The 18867-nt window shown below is 61.6% G+C and carries 14 protein-coding genes and 1 pseudogene; 8 read left to right on the plus strand and 7 right to left on the minus strand.

The window, feature by feature from the left end; genetic code table 11:
• Positions 1-23 precede the first annotated feature (23 nt).
• Together BpN12_RS24445 and BpN12_RS24450 are read left to right on the plus strand one after the other, a co-directional pair.
• On the plus strand, positions 24-1454 hold the full coding sequence (locus BpN12_RS24445) for an MFS transporter (protein WP_246794838.1): 1431 nt from the start codon (positions 24-26) through the stop codon (positions 1452-1454).
• 63 nt (positions 1455-1517) lie between these two features.
• Complete coding sequence (locus BpN12_RS24450) at positions 1518-2474, plus strand: 2-hydroxyacid dehydrogenase (protein WP_246794839.1); 957 nt, start codon at positions 1518-1520, stop codon at positions 2472-2474.
• 74 nt (positions 2475-2548) lie between these two features.
• On the opposite strand, the gene BpN12_RS24455 is transcribed toward BpN12_RS24450, so the two are convergent.
• Positions 2549-3052 (minus strand): TetR/AcrR family transcriptional regulator, encoded by a 504-nt coding sequence (locus tag BpN12_RS24455; RefSeq protein ID WP_246794841.1) that lies wholly within the window; start codon positions 3050-3052, stop codon positions 2549-2551.
• Here BpN12_RS24455 and BpN12_RS24460 point away from each other — a divergent pair.
• Positions 3010-3282 (plus strand): annotated as a pseudogene (locus tag BpN12_RS24460) (IS3 family transposase); the annotation flags it as partial. The gene BpN12_RS24455 and the pseudogene BpN12_RS24460 overlap by 43 nt on opposite strands.
• Positions 3283-3530: 248 nt before the next feature.
• Here BpN12_RS24460 and BpN12_RS24465 read toward each other — a convergent pair.
• Positions 3531-4352 carry a helix-turn-helix transcriptional regulator gene (locus BpN12_RS24465; protein WP_246794842.1) on the minus strand — a complete coding sequence of 274 codons (822 nt, stop codon included), beginning with the start codon at positions 4350-4352 and terminating at the stop codon, positions 3531-3533.
• Between the two features lie 199 nt (positions 4353-4551).
• Between BpN12_RS24465 and BpN12_RS24470 the strand changes: the two genes are divergently transcribed.
• Genes BpN12_RS24470 through BpN12_RS24485 form a run of 4 tightly spaced genes read left to right on the plus strand, consistent with a single transcriptional unit; the run spans position 4552 to position 10944 of the window.
• Positions 4552-8241, plus strand: a complete 3690-nt coding sequence (locus BpN12_RS24470) for an ATP-binding protein (RefSeq protein ID WP_246794843.1) — start codon at positions 4552-4554, stop codon at positions 8239-8241.
• Between the two features lie 7 nt (positions 8242-8248).
• Positions 8249-8857, plus strand: coding sequence for a condensin complex protein MksE (locus BpN12_RS24475; RefSeq protein ID WP_246794844.1), 609 nt, complete (start codon positions 8249-8251; stop codon positions 8855-8857).
• A gap of 6 nt (positions 8858-8863) precedes the next feature.
• Positions 8864-10102 carry a hypothetical protein gene (locus BpN12_RS24480; RefSeq protein WP_246794845.1) on the plus strand — a complete coding sequence of 413 codons (1239 nt, stop codon included), beginning with the start codon at positions 8864-8866 and terminating at the stop codon, positions 10100-10102.
• Positions 10099-10944, plus strand: coding sequence for a DUF7281 domain-containing protein (locus tag BpN12_RS24485; RefSeq protein WP_246794846.1), 846 nt, complete (start codon positions 10099-10101; stop codon positions 10942-10944). The genes BpN12_RS24480 and BpN12_RS24485 overlap by 4 nt, the downstream gene beginning before the upstream one ends.
• A gap of 253 nt (positions 10945-11197) precedes the next feature.
• On the opposite strand, the gene asnB is transcribed toward BpN12_RS24485, so the two are convergent.
• From asnB to BpN12_RS24510, 5 genes are read right to left on the minus strand one after another with little or no spacing between them, the layout of a single operon-like run.
• Positions 11198-13165, minus strand: coding sequence for an asparagine synthase (glutamine-hydrolyzing) (gene asnB / locus BpN12_RS24490; protein ID WP_246794847.1), 1968 nt, complete (start codon positions 13163-13165; stop codon positions 11198-11200).
• A 1-nt stretch (position 13166) separates the two neighbouring features.
• Positions 13167-13424 carry an acyl carrier protein gene (locus tag BpN12_RS24495; protein WP_246794848.1) on the minus strand — a complete coding sequence of 86 codons (258 nt, stop codon included), beginning with the start codon at positions 13422-13424 and terminating at the stop codon, positions 13167-13169.
• Between the two features lie 38 nt (positions 13425-13462).
• Positions 13463-14869 (minus strand): condensation domain-containing protein, encoded by a 1407-nt coding sequence (locus BpN12_RS24500; RefSeq protein WP_246794849.1) that lies wholly within the window; start codon positions 14867-14869, stop codon positions 13463-13465.
• Entirely contained in the window at positions 14869-17493 is a 2625-nt protein-coding gene (locus tag BpN12_RS24505; protein ID WP_246794850.1) for a non-ribosomal peptide synthetase, read from the minus strand. Before BpN12_RS24505 ends, BpN12_RS24500 begins: the two co-directional genes overlap by 1 nt.
• A gap of 2 nt (positions 17494-17495) precedes the next feature.
• Positions 17496-17738 carry an MbtH family protein gene (locus BpN12_RS24510; RefSeq protein ID WP_246794851.1) on the minus strand — a complete coding sequence of 81 codons (243 nt, stop codon included), beginning with the start codon at positions 17736-17738 and terminating at the stop codon, positions 17496-17498.
• 252 nt (positions 17739-17990) lie between these two features.
• Here BpN12_RS24510 and BpN12_RS24515 point away from each other — a divergent pair, with 252 nt between their 5' ends.
• A complete protein-coding gene (locus BpN12_RS24515) occupies positions 17991-18803 on the plus strand; it encodes a 2OG-Fe dioxygenase family protein (RefSeq protein WP_246794852.1) in 813 nt (270 codons plus the stop codon).
• Positions 18804-18867: the final 64 nt, after the last annotated feature.

The following is an 18867-nucleotide window of genomic DNA, read 5'->3' on the forward strand; positions in this document are numbered from 1 at the left end:
GCAGGAGACAGGAGACAGTCACGATGGATCGCATTCCCCCGCCGCCCGCGCGGCACGATGCAGAGGCCGGCGCACGCCGCGGCGTCGACACCCGGCAGCTGAACCGCGCGGCCTGGACCTGCTCGCTCGGCAGCGCGCTCGAATACTACGATTTCGCCTTGTACACGCTCGCCTCGGCCCTCGTGTTCGGCCCGCTGTTCTTCCCCTCGCAAACCACGCAGATGCGGCTGATCGCGAGTTTCGGCACCTACTTCGTCGGCTTCGCGGTGCGCCCGCTCGGTGGATGCGTGTTCGGTGTGCTCGGCGACCGGCTCGGCCGCAAGTTCGTGCTGACCGCGACGGTGTTGCTGATGGGTGTCGCGAGCACGCTGATCGGCGTGCTGCCGACCTTCGAGACGGCCGGCTACTGGGCGCCCGCGCTGCTGGTGCTGCTGCGCATCCTGCAGGGGCTCGGCGCCGGGGCCGAGCAGGCCGGCGCGGCGGTGCTGATGACCGAATACGCGCCGCCCGGCAAGCGCGGCCTCTATGCGTCGCTGCCGTTCCTCGGCATCCAGCTCGGCACGGTGCTGGCCGCGGCCGTCTATTTCGGACTGCTCGCGAATCTCGACCACGTCACGGACGGCTGGAGCTGGCGCGTGCCGTTCCTGTTCAGCGCCGTGATCGTCGCGGTGGGGCTGTACATGCGGATTCGCCTGCACGAGTCGCCGACCTTCGTGCGGCTCGAAAAGCGCGCGCAACTGGCGGCCAACCCGCTCAAGAGCGCCTGGCAGCATTCGCGGCCCGCGCTGCGGATCGGCATCGGCCTGCGGATGGCCGAGAACGGCGGCTCGTCGATCTATCAGGCGCTCGCCGTCAGCTATCTGGCCGGCGTGATCGGGATGAAAGGGCCGATCGGCGCGTTCGCGCTGGTGTGCGCGGCGACCGTGGGCTCCTGCACCGTGCCGCTGGCGGGATGGCTGAGCGACCGCTACGGCCGCGTGCGCGTGTATCGCCTGTTCGCGTGGCTGCAGCTCGCGCTCGCCTTTCCGGTGTGGTGGATCTTCAGCCAGGGCAACGTGGTCGCCAGCGTGATCGCGATCTCGGTGGCGCAGGGCTTCGCGAACTGGGGGATGCTCGGCGCGCAGGCCGCGCTGCTGCCCGAGCTGTTCGGCGCGCGCCATCGCTACATGGGCGTGTCGTTCTCGCGCGAGGTGTCGGCCGTGCTGGCGGGCGGCATCGCGCCGCTGGTCGGCGCGATGATCATCGCGGCCGTGATCGTGCTGCACGGCGGCGACCGCGCGGCCGGCGTGCAGGCCTGGGTGCCGATCGCGGCCTATCTGGCGGTGCTCACGCTGATCACCTTGCGTACCACGTTCCGGATGCCTGAAACGCTGAATCGCGATCTCGACGATCCGCTCGACGCCACCCAGGCGGCGTCCGAGCCGGCCGCCGAACGGCTCGCGCGGCATGCATGACGGGGCCGCACGCTTTCGTACTTTATTCAGTTCATTGACTTTCACAGCAAGGAGCCCGCACCGATGGCGCACGATTCGACCCGACCACCCGCACTGCTGATGACCGGCCCCTACCAGCCGTGGGACGACGCCTGGCTGGCGGACGGCTATGAGGTCCATCGGCTCTGGGAGGCCGCCGACCGCGCGGCATTCCTGGCCGGGCCAGGCACCGAGGTGCGCGCGATCGCGACGCGCGGCGATCTCGGCGCCGATGCCGCGCTGATCGGCGCGCTGCCGAAGCTCGAGATCATCGCGTGCTATGGCGTCGGCACCGACGCGATCGATCTTGGCGCCGCGCGCGAGCGCGGGATTCGCGTGACCAATACTCCCGACGTGCTGACCGGCGATGTTGCCGATCTCGGCGTCGGGCTCGCGCTGGCGATGCTGCGCCGGATCGGCACCGGCGAGACCCACGTCCGCTCGGGCGCCTGGCGCAACGGCGAGATGCCGCTCGTCACGCGCCTGTACGGCAAGCGCGTGGGCGTGGTCGGCTTCGGCCGGATCGGCTCGACGCTGGCGCGGCGGCTGTCCGGCTTCGACGTCGAACTCGGCTACTTCGACGTCGCGCCGCGCGCCGACAGCCCGCATCGCTTCTTCGGCAGCCTGACCGAGCTGGCCGGATGGTGCGATCTGCTGATCGTGACGCTGGCGGGCGGGCCGGCCACGCGCCATCTGGTCGATGCGGCCGTGCTCGACGCGCTCGGCCCGCGCGGCTACCTCGTCAACGTCTCGCGCGGCAGCACCGTCGACGAACCGGCGCTGCTCGACGCGCTGGAACGCGGCGCGATCGCCGGCGCCGCGCTCGACGTGTTCTGGAACGAGCCGCACATCGACGCGCGCTTCCTCGTGCTGCCGAACGTGCTGCTGCAGCCGCACCACGCGAGCGGCACCGTCGAGACGCGCCAGGCGATGGGCTCGCTGGTGCGTGACAATCTCGCCGCGCATTTTGCCGGCGCGCCGCTGATTACGCCGGTCGTTTGAGGGGCTTTCGGGCGGGGCCGGCGTCGGGGCGGCCGCGGCGGATCGCTGAAGCCGGCGGCAAGGGAAGGGCGGCGTCAGCCGCCCGACAACTCGCGGATATCGCGAAACGCCTGCACGAGATGCTCGTTCGGCGTGCCGGCATGCGCGTCGTGCCACGCTTCCACCGCGTGCCCCACGGCGGTGATCCCCATTTGCGCGGCCAGGCTCGCCCGCCGCTCGGGTACGCCGCGCTCGACGAGCGCCGCGGCCAGCGCCAGCGTCATCGCGCGGGTCTTGGCCAGATGCCGCTCCTGCAGCGCCGGACTGCCGGCCACGATGCGGCGCAGCGGCTCGAACATGTCGCGATTCTCGATGAACAGCGGCTCGGCCGATGAAAACGCGGCAAACAGCGTATCCCACGGCCCGAGTTCGCGCGGCGCATCCCTGACCGCGCCGACCAGCAGCTCGATCAGCGCTGCCTCGCCGCCGAACAACACCTCGCGCTTGTCCGGGAAGTGCCGGAAGAACGTGCGCTCCGTCACGCCGGCCGCCGCGATCTCCGCGCGGCAGTGATGAATGGCGTCGTTTCTGTCAGGCACACCAGTTCGAGCCCTCTATGAGTCGACGCGGCAATTGCTGGGACAACGCCGTGGCGGAATCCTTTTTTAGCAGACTGAAGAAAGAGCGGATCCGCAAACGCATCTATAAAACTCGCGATATAGCGCGTGCCGACGTCTTCGACTACATCAAGGTCTTCTACAATCGAACCCGCCGCCATAGCCATCTCGGCGGCCTGAGTCCCGAGGCCTTTGAACAAGCCGTGGCGTGAGGGGCAGGGGTGTCTAGTGTCCTCTGGGCAGTCCACCTCGGATCTCATGCAAAGTCGCCAGCGTAGCTGGGTGACAGCGCATTGGCACATTGTTCGACTGCCGAAATCCGCTGTTGCTGCAGCGCGAGCCTCGAAATTCGTAGGACCGTAGATGAGAGGCTTGGCCGGGTATGGGAAGTTGGCATCCTAGATACCACGTTGCGTCGAGGAAGCTGATTTCGGGCACGCCATCAAAGGACAGAATCAACCTAATTAATCGGGTCAACGGAGAGTTGGCGCGCAGCGGGCACGTCTTTGGCATCGGAGTCAAACTTTGCCTTTACATAAAACAGCATAGCCTTTCGCAGCTCCAGCGTAGCTTCGAGACTCTTCGCTGGTAAATCATATTCCAGCGCGATTGCCTGGCGTTTCTCAGTAGTGAGGTCGGGATTGGGTGATACTCGGACATTCACGATAGTTGTCCAGTCCTCATCCTCGGACGGGTCAATATCGGAGCTCTTGATGTGTCGTGTTGCCAATATTCGGCCCAGCACGAAGTCCAGAAATTCATTACGGGTGTGGCAGTAAGCGCGAACATGCCACCGCTCTCCGTCCGAGGCGAAAGCGTGAGGTGACAGCCACCTCCACGTTGGCTTCTCTCCGCTCATAGACTGATATTGCACCTCAATCCTTTGCCGCTCCCGGACAGCTGCCACCATTGTCTGCAGTACCAGTGGAGTTGCGCGACGGTTAGGGAGAGGCCAGGTTGCGACCGGGACGAGGGGGGAATCCATATTTATGAATTCGTCCAGCGTCTTGGGTTCAATCAACTTCGGGGCAAAGTCAGGCAGCGGCAGGTAGCGTCTGCGCGACTTGTTGTATTCCATATTGTCCGGAAACCGCTCCATGTAGATGCGGAAATCCTTGGCGGCCTGAATAGGGTTAATTCCAAACGCCTCAATCAGGTCCGCCCGTTGCAGCTCCCCTCGCCAGAACAGGCATCGCTCCAGATGCATTAGACGCTGCAAGACTGTCGGTGGCAAGTAGTCTACGTCGGTTATTGAGAGCGCTCGATCTTCGATCTGTGGCACGTGACAGGTCCTAACCCGGGATTTTCCGAGGTGCGAGTTGAGTGGCGGGTCTAGTCAAAGATGACCCCTGTGATTATGTCCAGTATTGACAATGCTAACACTGAGCATTACTCTGCGCTACATGTTGCTTTAAGCTACATATAGCGTAAAGCAATGTTATGGTTAAGCACATTAGCGGGTGTTCAGGGGAGAGCTACACGTGAGAGACGCACTGGTTTCACAAGAAAACGATGTCAGGCCGCGTTACGCGCTGCAGCGGGTCCTTCTGATCGACTCATACTCTGCTGGCCGGATTGCAGAGTTACCTGTTGAAGGGGGGACGGCAATCGTAAGCCCGAACGGCCGGGGCAAGACGTCGCTTCTGCAACTGATTCCAGCATTCTACGGCGAGCGCCCCGATAGAATCGTGAAGCCGGTGAGCAACCAAGGGAACTTCGCACGCTACTACCTGCCGCGTTCGACGTCGTACATCATCTTTGAATATCGACGGGACGGCGTCGCATGCTGTTCCGTCCTGTGTGCGGACGCTTCCGGCGAAGGTGTGGAATATCGATTTGTGCGAGGCGCCTTTCGGCGCGAGTGGTTCGTACACGATGATGAAACGACGCTTGTCGCAAGCGCTAACCTATTCGAACGTTTGAAGCTGCTCGGAGCGACCTGCACGCGGAAGATGCCGCTCGACCAGTATCGTGCAATCATCCAGGCGAAGCGAGCCCACGGCTCGGATTTGAAGCAACATCGCCGAGACATCTTGGAATACGCCTACGGCCCCGGTACACATCCGCTACTGCACATCGAGCGTATCGTGTTCGGTATGTTTATGCGGAAGTCGAACTTCGTTGACCTTCAACGCATGATTGTTGCCACGGTCACTGATGCCACTGGCAAGATTGCGCTTGGTGCCGAACGCAAGAAGATTGAAGCGTGGCCTGATGCATTCGATAGCTATGCTGCTGTGATGGCTGAGGCGCCTCGGATGGACCCGGTCCAACATTCCTATGATGCGGTTCTTGCAGCGGAGCAGGAACTTCGGAACATTCATGGCCGATTTCTTTCGATCGACCGCCAGTTCGAGCAAGAACAGCGGGAAAGGCAGCGCGAGCAAGACCTGGTCAAGACGGGGCTTGACGAAGCCGAGCAGAATTATCTGGACTGCCGTCGCGGCATTGTGGAGCAGATAGAGAAGGCCGAACGCGCGATTAAGGACATCACCACAACGCTGGCGTTCCTCGAAACACAACGCAAAAGTTATCACGATCAGGACGTCCAGGCCAAAGCTGCCTTGCTTGATCGCGAGACCGAGATTGAGCAGACGAAGACTCAGCTCGTCTCCCGCAAAGCCGTATTGCTGAGCGAGTTGTCGAACATCGAAGACGCCTATCGGAAGATGATCGATGACTTGACCTTGCAGCACAAGGACCGCCAGTTTGCGTTTGAACGTCAGAGATCGGCAGCAAGAGCGACAAACCAGTCACGATTTGAAGCGCTGCACGGCGAAAGTAAGGAGCAGGAAGACGGTGTGCGCCAGAATTCACTTGAGGGTGAAAAGGAAATCCAGGCTGCTATCGGTCTTGCCAGCAAACTGGTCGGCGAAGCAACCGTTCGCGTAAGCAATCCTCAGCCCGCGCCTGAACTCGTTGAAATCGCCGAACAGCAGCAGGCGAAGGTCGACGAGGCGCATGCGCGGCTCCTTGAGGCGATGGAGCGCGAAATCGATGCTAAAAAGATCTATGAGAGTAAGCGCGCAGCATTCTCACAGACGGAAAGCAGCTTGCGGCAACTTCATGCCCAAACTGCAAGCGAGAATGAGGCGCTCGATGATTTGCTGACGCAAGCGTCTCCTGATGAAAACAGTGTGCTCTACATGTTACGCAACAAGCGGCCCGACTGGACTCAGGACATCGCAAGGGTGCTGCGTGAAGACATTTTGACGCGCACCGACCTGTCACCTGTTATCGGCGCCCTTCAGGATAGCGTCTACGGACTCCAGGTCGACCTGGATTTGCTGAATACCCCGCTCATTGCTGATGAGCTCGCGATTCAACGGGAAATCGAGGCAACGCGCGAAGAGTTGAAACGTCTAGCGCTTAGAATCGAGGAACAGGACGCACTGCTAGCGCAGACAGGTGCTGAGCGGAAATCGGCGGAGGACGCGGTCGCCCGCAGGTCCGCTGACACGGCAATGGCGAATACGGCCAAATCATCGGCTGAACAGCAGTTGAAAGGTGCACGTCTCGAGGTTCAACGCTGCCGTGACTCGGAGAGGAATCTGGCTCAACAGGCGCTCGTTGACGCGCGGGCAAATCTGAAAGCGGCGGAACAGCGACTGGCGGAGCATCGTGAGCGGCTTGTACGGGACATTGCAGCGCTCGTAGTGCAGCATCAGCAGCGAGCCAACGAACTTCGGCAGGGGCTGAGCGACCGGCTTAAAGAAATCGACAGCGCCGAAAGCGACGAGAAAAAGCGGTATGAGACCGCGAATTCACAGATTGACGAAGAACGTAAGGCCAAGCTCAAGGCGAGCGGCGTGGATACAGTTGCATTGACAAGCCTTGAGCAACAGATTGACGGAGTGACGGCTCAACTCAAGACGATCGCTGATTCACGCAATCTGGTCGTCGACTGGCGTCGCTGGCTCGACGCAGATTGGAGCCGAAAGCCCGTCCATGAGGGCAATCTTATACGGGAGCAACAGAAGAAATCCGTCCGCAGCGGCGAATTGCAAGCTTGCGAAAAGGCGTGGCAGGAAGACACGAACAAGCGGAAAGGTCTTATCAATGAACTCGGAAAGCAGCTGAGCGGCCTCGCGGAAAAGCGCGCTCAGGTAGGTCGACAGCGTGCGTCACTCTCTCAATACACTGTTGAGACGAACGCAATTCCGTCATACGACCCCGCCTGGCAGGTCATCACGCTCGTTGGCCAAGTGTTAATGCAGGAGCGTGCTCGCAAATCCGAGGATAACCGTCTGCAGCAGGAAATCGGCGCGATCAAGCGCGTGTTCACGGCGAGCAGGCATTCGCCGGCCGACCAGTACTATGAGACTCAGAGACAGATTATCGGCCCGGACAGGGCAGACCAGGCGCGCGAATGGGTGCCGGCCTTCAAGGCCTGGTATTCGAGCGAGCACGAGCATTACCGGAACCTGCTCCGTGTTGACGCGCGCACCATTGCCGAAGCGGTGGGTGACTTCCGTGACCGTATGAATACGTTCCATCGAAAGGTACAGCAGTTCAATCGTGAACTGCAAGAGAATTTGAACGCCAATCAGGGTTTCCGCGCTATCGGTGGGTTGACCGTTGAAATCGTTTCCTCGATTCGAGAGCTGGAATACTGGGGCACGATCGAGAAAGTCGCCGAGTCGCGTCGCGAATGGATGGAGGGTGACCTCACCGATTTGCCTCCTGCCGAGTTCGGGTTTGCACTCCGTGAGCTTCTGAATCATTGGCAAATCCGAGAGAGCATTCAGGCGGAATTGACGAACCTCGTCCGTATTCAGGGCGAAGTTATCGAAAACGGCAATCGTCGTCCGTTCAAGAAAGCTGAAGACCTGGAAAGGATTTCTTCTAACGGTTTGTCCTATATCGCGATGGTCCTTATCTTCATCGCGTTTATCAATCGCGTTCGAGGCAATACGCCTGTCAATGTTGTTTGGGCGCTCGACGAAATCGGTGCGCTCGACACTGGTAACGTGATACTTCTCGTCGAAATCTTGACCAAGAACAACATCACGCTGGTGACCGCGTGCCCAGATCCAAAACCGGATGTTCTCGCTCTGTTCCGTAATCGCCGGTCAATTAGTAGCGACAGGCGCATCTACGACCCGTCGACAATTATGCCGGCCGCGCCCCGCGTGGTCGCTGACGAGAACGAGGAGGTCAGCAATGTTTGATGTCGCGATGACTCTGCTGCTCAAGGGCGAATTCGTTTGCGAAGTTCGGTATACGGACGCGTACCGTTTCCTGAGTGTCGAGGCCCATCAGAAGGATGTTAACGCTTATCTCGCGCGCATCGGGCGCACACTTGCGACGACCGAACAGGGAGGAGCATGGTATACGGTCTACGACCGAATCAATCAGGACGAAAAGCGTGCGATCAAGGAAGAGTTCACGCAGATTAAACAAAAAATCCGGTTTCTTGTCGAATTTTTTGTGAAATCGATGCGTGCCACTGGCCAGGAAGTCTTCTATTCGCGCGGAGACAAGATTGAAGCACACGCTCTGATGGCTGCGATCGACGGCAATCCAGGGCTGCGTGCGGAGTTTCAGGCGTTGGGGATGGTCGGGCGTGGAGGCGCTACTGACGGCAAGATGAAGAGCAGTCTGGACCGGCAGCTCACACTGCTCGTGGACCTTGGGTATCTGATTGTTTCTAACGCGGAGCGCGAGATTTATCAGGTAACGGGCAAGATTGAATACCTCACGGAAATCGTACAGTTCCTGATGGCCACGGACAATATCCCGGAGGACATCGAGGACGAACCAGAAACGACGGCACCACTCTTCTAAATACATATGGCCGAAAAATCCGACCTCGTCGCCGCATACCTCACCAAGCTGTCCAAGCATAAAGAACTGATTGCATTGGCCTATCATCATGGGTCGATCGACGCGTCCGACGCCCGGGATGGCGGTCGTGGCATTTTTGAGCTTAATCAGGCTCGAGTGCTCGTACCGTACAAGGAAGGCACGTATCGCCTCGCATCGTCTCTCTCGAAGCACCTCGATGAGGTGTTGCAAGTCGAACGACTCTACTCGGTTGCGGGGGCGAACGTTTCAGAGCTTGCGCAACGCTTGCCCGATATCGCGAATCTGGTGGCGAACGCCATGTTTGATGGGCGAATCGATGATGCCGACCGGTACATCGACGAATTCGACCGGGCGGTGTTTGAACTCGCGGACAGTGTTACAGGCGCACTTCAATCGTTACGCATACAGGCTGACAACAAGTTTGCAAACGTTAGCAGCTACGCGGAAAAGCGCCGACAGAACGAGTTTTATCTAGACCGTGTCGAGCGCATCAGCCAGGCGCTGAGCGCGATCCAATCCGGCGACATGATCCAGTCACTCGAGTCCACGCCCGAAGGCGAACGACTATTGGAATCGTATCACTCGCAGATTGGGGATCATCTTGCGGAGTGGAGAGCGCAGTTACTGGATATTACGGCGATTTTGCGTGATTACCTGTTCCGGACGCGGCAGATCGAACTGGTTGCGCAGCGCATGCGTTCGTTCGAGTTGTTTCTCAGGCGGACACCGTCTTATGTGCCTGTTGATATTTACGACACGTCGGACGGGCCAGCATGGACAAGAAAGGCAGCCGGTTTTTCCATGACCGCTCACGCGAGCGTGGACAACGCTGTGCATGAAGAAACTCTGCTGGATATTGCCCGGTCGATTCCGGCTCTGAAGTCGCCGAGCGCGAATGTAGCGCGCGCGGGAAGCCTGTTGCCAGATTCGCCTGTGGATTCGGATGGCAACGGGACCGCGCCGCAGCCTTGGGAGGAAGCGGTGGCGTCGATGCTTGAACACGTGAGCGCAGCGCCGTTGTCAGCGCTTGAATGGAAGGGGCGATACGTTGACGTGGCAACGCTCGACGATGACATCTGGTTGCTCTGCTTGTTGCACGAAGAAGAGAAGGGGCTGGAGCGGCATACCGCACTCCGTTTTGAGCACATCACAAGACAGGTAGAACGCCTTTCTGGCGTGATTTCTCTCAAAGATATAGTCGTATCGAGGACCGTGTCAGCATGATTAACAAGAGGCTCGCCCGGATTCTGCTACGGATAGTGCAAAGCCCCTCCGGGGAAACCTATTTTACGAAGTCGACGGCGCTGCTCCAGTTCGTCACCGCCAGCGGTATTGGCGTACCCAAGGGCAGCCGTATTCTATTCAATGAAAAACATAAGGACCGGATACGAGCCTGGTTGAAAACCGACAACATTGACCCTGAGACGCCGATCGACGCCTGGTCGGACCTCGGACGAGCTGAGTCTCTTGCGATTGGCCCAGATGAGAAGTGGGCAGGCGAAGCGGTTCGTGCCCAACGGATAGCCTTCAAGGCGCTGAGCGGAAAACCGCTGCTCATAGGCGACGCGCCAATCTATCTACCATTGTGTTCGAACCTGGAGTGGCGGTGCGCCGAAGCGGTTCGGACACTTCGACATGATGCCGTTATCGTCGTGGAGAACTGGGAGGTGTTCGAGCGGGTTGACGATTTGCAGTTAGACATGACACGTGTCTCTGCGAACCCGTTGATTCTGTGGCGCGGCGGAACAGCGAGTACCTCGGTAGGCGCTGCGATGCGGTTTATTGAAGACTTCGCGCGACCCGTCTGGTCGGCTCCCGACTATGATCCGGAGGGTTTGGCCATTGCAGCGCGGTTACCGCATCTGGCCGGAATTCTGGCTCCGCCCGACGATGTGCTCCGCGAACTCCTCGGGACCTCTCGTTTGCACGCTCGGTACAGTCAGCAGTTACCCGGCGCCCAGTCAACTTTGGAGCAGGCGAGCCATCCTGACGTAAAGCGACTGTGGATTATCGTTCGGGAAAGCGGCAAGGCTTTGCCTCAAGAGCGGTTATGTATGCAAGATTGAAATGTTCATCAACGCGGCGTAGGCAAACTCTCATCTGAGTTGCTCGGCCTGCTACGCTTGGCCGAAACCAGTCCGGCTGCGCCAGTCGCCTCGAAGCGCGACACGTGTCGCTCGGTCAACCCAAGTGGCGTTTCAGGCATTTAGATTATCGATAATTCATATTATGTCAAATTAGAACGGCAGCAGATCAAGCAACACCTTCCTCTTTCCAGGCGGCGTCGGCGCTGTCATCCGGCCGACGCCGACAGTATTCTCAATCCACCATCATGCTGCGCCTGTCGACCTCATGCACCGGAATTTCGCGCCATTGCTTGACTCGTGCCTCGCCGCGCACGAACCACCGATGCAACCAGAGCGTCGAGGCAAGCAACACAAAGGCCTGATTCTCCTTGGTGCCGATCTGCTCGGGCGCGCTGTCGAAGATCCTTCCGACCAGACCATCAACGAAGCGCGGATCCAGCACACCGATTTCCTGGATCGCGTCGTGGTCGGAGAACAGGTCTCGATAATCCGGCCTCGAACGCACGAAGGCGGCGCTGTCCGGCGCGCGGTAGGGAAATTTGCCCTTGTTGACGATGCTGGGCGGCAGCACCTTGGCGTAGGCGAGCTTGAGCAGCCGTTTCTCGTCGAAGCCGTCATCGAAGCGAAGGTTGATCGAAGCCGCCAGTTCCACCACGGCCGGATCGAGGAACGGGCAGCGATTTTCCACTCCATGTGCGAGCGCCATGCGATCGCCCTGGGTGGACAGCAGATAGCCCGATAACAAGGTGCGGAATTCGAGCCACTGGGCCTTCTGCACCGGCGACAGCCGCGCATAACGCGGCTCGCCGGCCACCAGCGATGTCAGCGCCGCGAACGGCTCGCTTGGCCCCTTGAGCAGGCGCGCGGCAAAGCGGCCATTCTGGTAGCGCATCTGGTGCGAGAACAGCCCCGGCAGCCTTTCCTCCGTAAACTGCTGGTAGAGCCCGATCATGCGGCGATGCCCGTCGTCTCCGCTGAAATGGCTGAGGTACGGATAAAGCTGGGCCATGCGGCGCATGCGGGTGGCATCGTCAAGTTCGTGCCATCTGGAAAGCAGCTGCGTGTCCTTGAAGATTCCGTAACCCAGGAAGGCTTCGTCGGCGCCCTCGCCGCTGAGCACCACCTTGATGCCGGCTTCGCGCACCCGGCGCGACAGCAGATACATCGGCACGAACGCGGTGCGGAATGCCGGCACCTCGGCGTGGCGCAGCGCGTCGCCGAACGCGTCGACCAGGTCGATATCCCGGATATGCACGGCCGTATGCTCCGTGCCGAGATGAGCGCTCAGGGCCTGCTGCTCCGCCGATTCGTCGAATTGCGCATCCTCGAACTGCACCGAGAACGTGCGCAGCTTGCGCGTGGTCTTGCCGGCCGCGATATGGGCGATGATCGACGAATCGAGACCGCCGCTGGCATATACACCGACCTCGACATCGCTGCGTAGCCGCAGGTCCACCGCGCGGTCGAGTTCCGCGCGGATCCGCTCGATGGCCTCGTCCTGCGTGGCGGGCGGCGACCTGCCATCGAGGTCGAGCTCGGCCCAGCGCACCGACTCCATCTTGTGGCCGTCGAGCACCAGATACTCGCCCATCGGCAGCTGCTCGATGCCGGCATAAGCGCTCTGCCCCGGCAACGGTGTCCAGGTGGCAAAGATCGACGCGAGCTGCTCGCGATCGAACTGAAAACGAAACTCGGGATAAGCGAGAAACGCCTTCATCTCCGATGCGAACAACACGGCGCTACCGTGCCGGGCAACGAACAGCGGGCGCTTGCCATAACGGTCGCGCACCAGATGAAGGCGCCCGCTCGCGCTGTCGTAGATCGAGAACGCGAATGCACCATTGAACCGCTGCAAGCAGCGCGGCCCCCAGGCGATCCAGGCGTTGAGCACGACCTCGGTATCCGAATCGGTGTGAAACGAAAAGCCGTCGGCGTGCAGCTCGTCGCGGAGCTCGCGGTAGTTGTACAGCTCGCCGTTGTAGCAGAGCCAGTAACGATGGTCCGGACTACCGATAGGCTGTGTGCCCGACTTCAGGTCGATGATGCTCAGCCGTGTGGTGCCCATCGTCAGCAGATCGTCGACGAAGTAACCGGCCTCATCCGGGCCGCGATGCTGGATCTGCCCGAGCATGTCGCGCACGATCCGGGGATAGTGGGCGGGAGACAGCTCGCTGCGATAAAACCCGACGATTCCACACATGTCACGACTCCCTTTGCACCGGCTCGCTGCGTTTCGACTCGACGCGCGTCACCAGTTGGGCCAGCGATACCGCATGGCGAATCCCGCTCTCGCCCTCGTCGAAGCGCACGCCGTACTCGCGTTCGAGGTGGCTGATCAGATGGATGTAGCCGAACGAATCGAGAATTCCGGCCTCGAACAGATCGCTGTCTTCGGTGATCTGCTCATCGAACTCGAAAAGAAAGTTCGTCTGCAGGTACTGTTTCAGTGCTTCTTTCATCGATAGCATTCCTATGAAGTTCGATCGAACGGGCCGTCTCAGGCGGGTGCGCCGCCGGCCCAGCTCATGACTCGTGCCGCGATCGCCTCGGCCATCGCCCGGCCGGCCATCGCGGGATGCCGGCTGCGCACGGTGATTCCGAAGCCGTCGTGTTCGCGATAGAACAACAGATGTGTTTCGCCGTCATCGATGCGGTCGTACACATCGAAGCGGGCAGGCCGCATGCCGGGATGCGCGGTATCCGGCAACTCGAGCAGCGGCGCCATGGCGGCGTAGTCGAAATAGTTGAAAAATACCGGCGCGCCGCGCTCGCCGGACAAGGTCGACACGGCCAGCATCGAGACCGGCAATCGAGCCGTTTCGTCACGCAGATACCGTTGAAACGAGGCGGCGTCCGAGCGTGGATCGGTGCCGGCCAGCATCTCGCGGGTCAAGACCAGGGGCAACATGCGGTAATGGCAGCCAATGCTGGTCATATGCCGCAATGAGCGATCGCTGATCACGTCGTACACCACAAAATCCGCGCCCGGCGAGAACTGCTCCGCCAGCACCCGGGCTGCCGCATATTTCAGGGCCGCCGCCAACTGCAGCTTGTTTTGCGCGCACCAGCGCGCCAGGACGCGGACGCTTCCGGTATCGAGCCGCACATGGTTGCGCGTTTCGTCTCCCGCAAGCGCAACCGGCAGCAGCGCGCGCGCGCCGGCAAAGGCACCGCGACACGCGGCTATCGCGGCTGCGCTGTCGACCGTCGCCGCCGCCCGCCCGGCCCACTCGGTGAAGCGTTCGTCGATACCGGCGCCGGTGCTCCCTGCCCCGCTGGCCTCGGCGGCGCCCGAGGCCGCGAACACCTCGCCGAAGAACAGCGCCGCCGACATGGTGTCGATCGCAATATGGTGCGCCACCAACACGGCCGTCGCGAACCCGTCGCCGAGCAGCAGTAGATGTCGAACCGCCCCGTCGAACAACTCGAACGGCCGGCTGCGCGCGGCTTCGATCGCCGTTGCCGCCTCGGCCGCATCGGCCACGCGAATCACCTCGAGCGGCGCGACTGCCTTGGTATCGACGATCTGGAGCAGCGCCTGCCGGACTTCGACATACCGACTGCGGAAAGTCGGGGCACGCCGTTCCGCCGCGCGCAGTGCCGCGCGCCAGGCGCCGACATCGACATCGACATCGGCACGCAAGGCAAGGGCATAAGCCAGTATGTAGGTCAGGTTATCCGGATCGCGACAGGCATGCAGATACAAGTCGCGTTGCGAAGGCGCAAGCGGCGTGACCGACTCGACGCTCGGCGCGATCGCGCGCAAGGCTGCGAGCAGACCATTCGGGGTCTCCACCGCAGTGGTCGCATCCCCCCCGAGCGCATCTTCGATATCGAACAGATCATCGAGGCAGAGCCCGGTAACGCCGACGTCCGGATGGCGAACATCATAAGCAGTCTGCATCAGCGCCCCACCGCCTTGTCCCGTCCCGGCTCACCGGACGAAAAGATCAGCGGCGCGAGCAGCGCAACCGTCGGCTTGTCGAATACGTCGCGCATCGAAATCCGCTTGCGCAAGGTCGTTCGGACCTGGCTGACGAGTTTCATCGCGAGCAAGGAGTGGCCGCCGATTTCGAAGAAACTCACGTCGGCACCGACCCGCGGCAGCTCCAGCACCTTGCAGAACAGCGCGGCGATCGCCAGTTCCGCTTCACCGCTCGGCTCGCGCGTCGGGTTGCCGCCGGCGTCGAACTCGGGCTTCGGAAGACGAGCGCGGTCGAGCTTGCCATTGGCGGTCAAAGGCAGGCGCTCGAGTCCGATCACCGCCGCCGGCAGCATGAACACCGGCAACACGTCGGCAGCATGGCGAGCGACTGAAGCCGTGTCGAGCACCGCTGCGTCCTTCGGCACCACGTAAGCGACCAGGCGCCGGTCGCCATCGCTGCTCTGATGCACCGTGACGCGAGCATGGGCGACACCCGGCGCACCGGCCAGCGCCGCCTCGATTTCACCCAGTTCGATGCGGAAACCGCGAATCTTGACCTGGTCGTCAGCGCGCCCGAGGTAGTCGAGCGTGCCGTCGGCGCGCCAGCGCGCAAGATCGCCGCTGCGATACATGCGGCTGCCAGGCGGCCCGAACGGGCAGGCAATGAAGCGTCTGGCGCTCATGCCCGGGCGATTCAGGTAACCATGCGCGAGCCCGGCGCCGGACACATACAGCTCGCCGATCGTGCCGGGTGGCACCGGATTCAGGTATGCGTCGAGCAGATGCACATTGAGGTCGGCGATCGGCCGCCCCACCGGGCTGTTGCCGGCCGCGTCGAGTTGGCCGGCGTCGAGCGCGACGTAGGTCACATGCACGGTCGTTTCCGTGATGCCGTACATGTTGACGAGCCGCGGGCCACCGTCGGCATGGCGTTCGTACCAGTCGCGCAGCAAGGCCGTCTCGAGCGCCTCGCCGCCGAACACCACGTAGCGCAGCGCGGGCGGTGCAGCGACGCCCTGCGCACGCATTTCCTCGGCCAGTTGGTAAAACGCGGACGGCGTCTGGTTCAGCACGCTGACGCGCTCCTGCGCGAGCAACTGCAGGAAGGCCGAGGGCGAACGGCTAAGCAGATAAGGCACGACCACGAGGCGCCCGCCGTGCAGCAGCGCTCCCCAGATCTCCCAGACGGAAAAGTCGAACGCGTAGGAGTGGAACATCGTCCAGACATCATCGGCGCCGAAGCCGAACTCGGCGCTCGTCGCCGCGAACAGTCTCGTGACGTTGCGATGCGAGACCATCACGCCCTTGGGCTTGCCGGTGGATCCCGAGGTGTAGATCACATAGGCGGTGTGGTTCGGTACCGGGCCGATGTCGGGCCGGGAGGCGCCAGGATTGTCGGCCGACATGCTCGCGAGCTCGGCTGCCGTGGCCGGGTCGTCGAGTGCGATCCGGATGGCGCGTGCCGCCTCCGCGACGGCGACCCCGGACAGCGTGACCACGGCCCTGGGCCGCGCATCGTCCACCATGTATTGCAGGCGCTCGGCGGGATAGTCCGGATCGAGCGGCAGGTATGCCGCGCCCGTCTTGGTGACGGCAAGGATCGCGACGATCATCGCGATCGAGCGCGGCAAGGCGAGCGCGGCGATGTCGCCCGGGCCGATGCCCTGCGCGATCAAGTAATGGGCGAGCCGGTTAGCGCGCGCGTTCAATTGCGCATAGTCGATCGTTTCGTCTTCGAAGCTGACGGCCGGCGCCGCGGGCATGAGCGCGACCCGTGCCTCGAACAGCCCGGGCAGCGTCGCGGCCTCGAGATCGAGCACCGGGTTCGCCCAGACGCGCAGGCGTTCGTGTTCCGCGGGCGTGAGCAGCGGTAAATCGGAAAGTCGAACCACGGGATTCGCCGTGATCGCGTCGAGCACGCCAATCAAGCGTTCGCCGAGCGTCTCGATCGTGGCGCGATCGTAGAGTTGGGCCGCATACGCGATGGTGCCGGCCAGGGAGCCGTGTGTGTCGTGAAGTGCGAATGCGATGTCGCCGCCCTGCTCGATCCAGGCCGTCTGCTCCGACGTCGGATCGTCCGACATGACCAGCATGACCTGGAATAACGGATGGTGGCCGGCAGGTTCAACGCCCGAGGCTTCCACTACTTGCTCGAAGCGGATATCGGCATGCGCGAGCGCCCGGTGATTGGCGGCAGCGGTGCGCTGGATCAGATCGATGGCGGTCGGATTGCCGGCCAGGTCCACGCGCAGCGCGACGAGGTTCGGCTCGACGAGGCCGCGCGAACCGCTCGCGCACGTGCCGATCGCCAGATCGGCCTCGGCGGCGAGCCCGCCCAGCACGATCGCCATGACGACATGCATCACGTCGAACCGTGTCACGTCGCAGCTTCGCGCCAAGCTCGAAAGCTTCGCATGGCGCACTTCGTCCACATGAAACCGTAGCTGCCCGGACACCGTGCTCGCCGCGCTGCGCGAGCGGTCCATCGGCAGCGCCAGACAGGGCGGCAGGCCGGCCAGCGTATCGCGCCAGAACCCAAGCGGATCGGCAACGGCGAGCGCCGGCGTCGCGACGCCCGGGAACACGGAGAGATCGTCGCGCACGGTCAGCGGCTCCGCGGGTTGTCACCACGCGCGGTCATGGCGGCGGCATCACGTTGCCCACTCAAGGGCAGGATATCGGTCCAATGCGTCTCGACGAAACGCAAGCAGTCGGCGCGCGAAGCCGGCCCGTGCCGCCGGTCCCAGCCAGCCGGTTGCGCGGCGAACGCAGGCCAGAGCGAATGCTGGCCTTCGGCATTGCGCAGAACCGTGAATTCGGCAGTGTCATCATCAAACGGATTCGGCATCGCGCATTTCCTTTTTTTAAAAAAGACGTAAATCGAATTGGTTCGAATTTGACTTCATATCGACTCGAATTGTCTGCCCCGCATTTCTGGGGCAATGTTGTTTTTATGATTCGCATACATATAAATTACAAAATCCATTTTTCATTAATGTCCCGAAAATCAGTTACAGACTTCACTTTGACACCATGATTCAATGCGCCTCCAACGGAAATCTGCCGAATCTCTTATTGTTATTTTGGAAGTTAAAATTTTATGGAAAATGTTTCTCAAGCAATTATCACTTCACATAAAAATCTCAATATTGAGAATCTCGGGAGAATTGAAATTCGGAATCGATTGCGCGAACTTGGCTGGGCGCGTTTCGATGCCGGCGATTTCGCATTGACGGCGGATGAGCGCGGCGAACTCGATTTTCTTGCGCGCTATGCCGAATCATTGCCGCTCGACCGCTTCGGCGGCGACGGGCGTCGCCGCGCCTACTGCGAGGGCATCGTCGATCTGGCGAGCCGTCGGATCGCCTGGCGGCCCGGACATCGCACCGAGGACGGCGGCATCGAGATCGAATACCAGCAGGATGAGATCTACCAGCCCGAATACGGTGGCGTGGTACGCCGTTTCCGCCGCCTGGGCGCGGAGGTGCTCGCGACCGGCCTGATCAACCGGCTGATCTGGCATGACCTCGACCTGACGCCGCTGCCGGAACGGCACGAAACGCTGCTGTGCGGCCTGCACATGATCTGCATGACGGCGGTCGGCGCCGAACCCGCGCGCATCACCCCCGACTGCTTGCATCGCGACGGCCAGCCCTACACGGCCGCGCATCTGATCCGCCGCCACAATGCCAAGGGCGGCGTCAACTACATCGCACCGCCCAAATTCTCGGGTTGGCGCGTCGAAGCCGTGCCGGACGACCAGCTGCAGGTCTTCACGCTGCACGAGGCACTGGACAGCTACGTGATCGACGACGAGGCGGTCAGCCACCACGTCACCCCGGTTTCATGCAAAGACCCTGCGCTGCCGGGCATGCGCACCATCCTGCTCGTCGATTTCACGCCTATTTCGTAGTTCTGCAAGATTTCCATTCCGCGCCAGGTGCCTGCCAGCAAACGGCTCCGTTTTTCGTCGACCG

This window comes from Burkholderia perseverans (genome assembly GCF_022870505.1).
GTDB lineage: Bacteria > Pseudomonadota > Gammaproteobacteria > Burkholderiales > Burkholderiaceae > Burkholderia > Burkholderia plantarii.

Coding starts and splice junctions, on each gene's coding strand:
- BpN12_RS24445 (WP_246794838.1), top strand. CDS start 24: ATGGATCGCATTCCCCCGCCGCCCGCGCGGCACGATGCAGAGGCCGGC.
- BpN12_RS24450 (WP_246794839.1), top strand. CDS start 1,518: ATGGCGCACGATTCGACCCGACCACCCGCACTGCTGATGACCGGCCCC.
- BpN12_RS24475 (WP_246794844.1), top strand. CDS start 8,249: ATGACTCTGCTGCTCAAGGGCGAATTCGTTTGCGAAGTTCGGTATACG.
- BpN12_RS24480 (WP_246794845.1), top strand. CDS start 8,864: ATGGCCGAAAAATCCGACCTCGTCGCCGCATACCTCACCAAGCTGTCC.
- BpN12_RS24485 (WP_246794846.1), top strand. CDS start 10,099: ATGATTAACAAGAGGCTCGCCCGGATTCTGCTACGGATAGTGCAAAGC.
- asnB (WP_246794847.1), bottom strand. CDS start 13,165: ATGTGTGGAATCGTCGGGTTTTATCGCAGCGAGCTGTCTCCCGCCCAC.
- BpN12_RS24495 (WP_246794848.1), bottom strand. CDS start 13,424: ATGAAAGAAGCACTGAAACAGTACCTGCAGACGAACTTTCTTTTCGAG.
- BpN12_RS24500 (WP_246794849.1), bottom strand. CDS start 14,869: ATGCAGACTGCTTATGATGTTCGCCATCCGGACGTCGGCGTTACCGGG.
- BpN12_RS24510 (WP_246794851.1), bottom strand. CDS start 17,738: ATGCCGAATCCGTTTGATGATGACACTGCCGAATTCACGGTTCTGCGC.
- BpN12_RS24515 (WP_246794852.1), top strand. CDS start 17,991: ATGGAAAATGTTTCTCAAGCAATTATCACTTCACATAAAAATCTCAAT.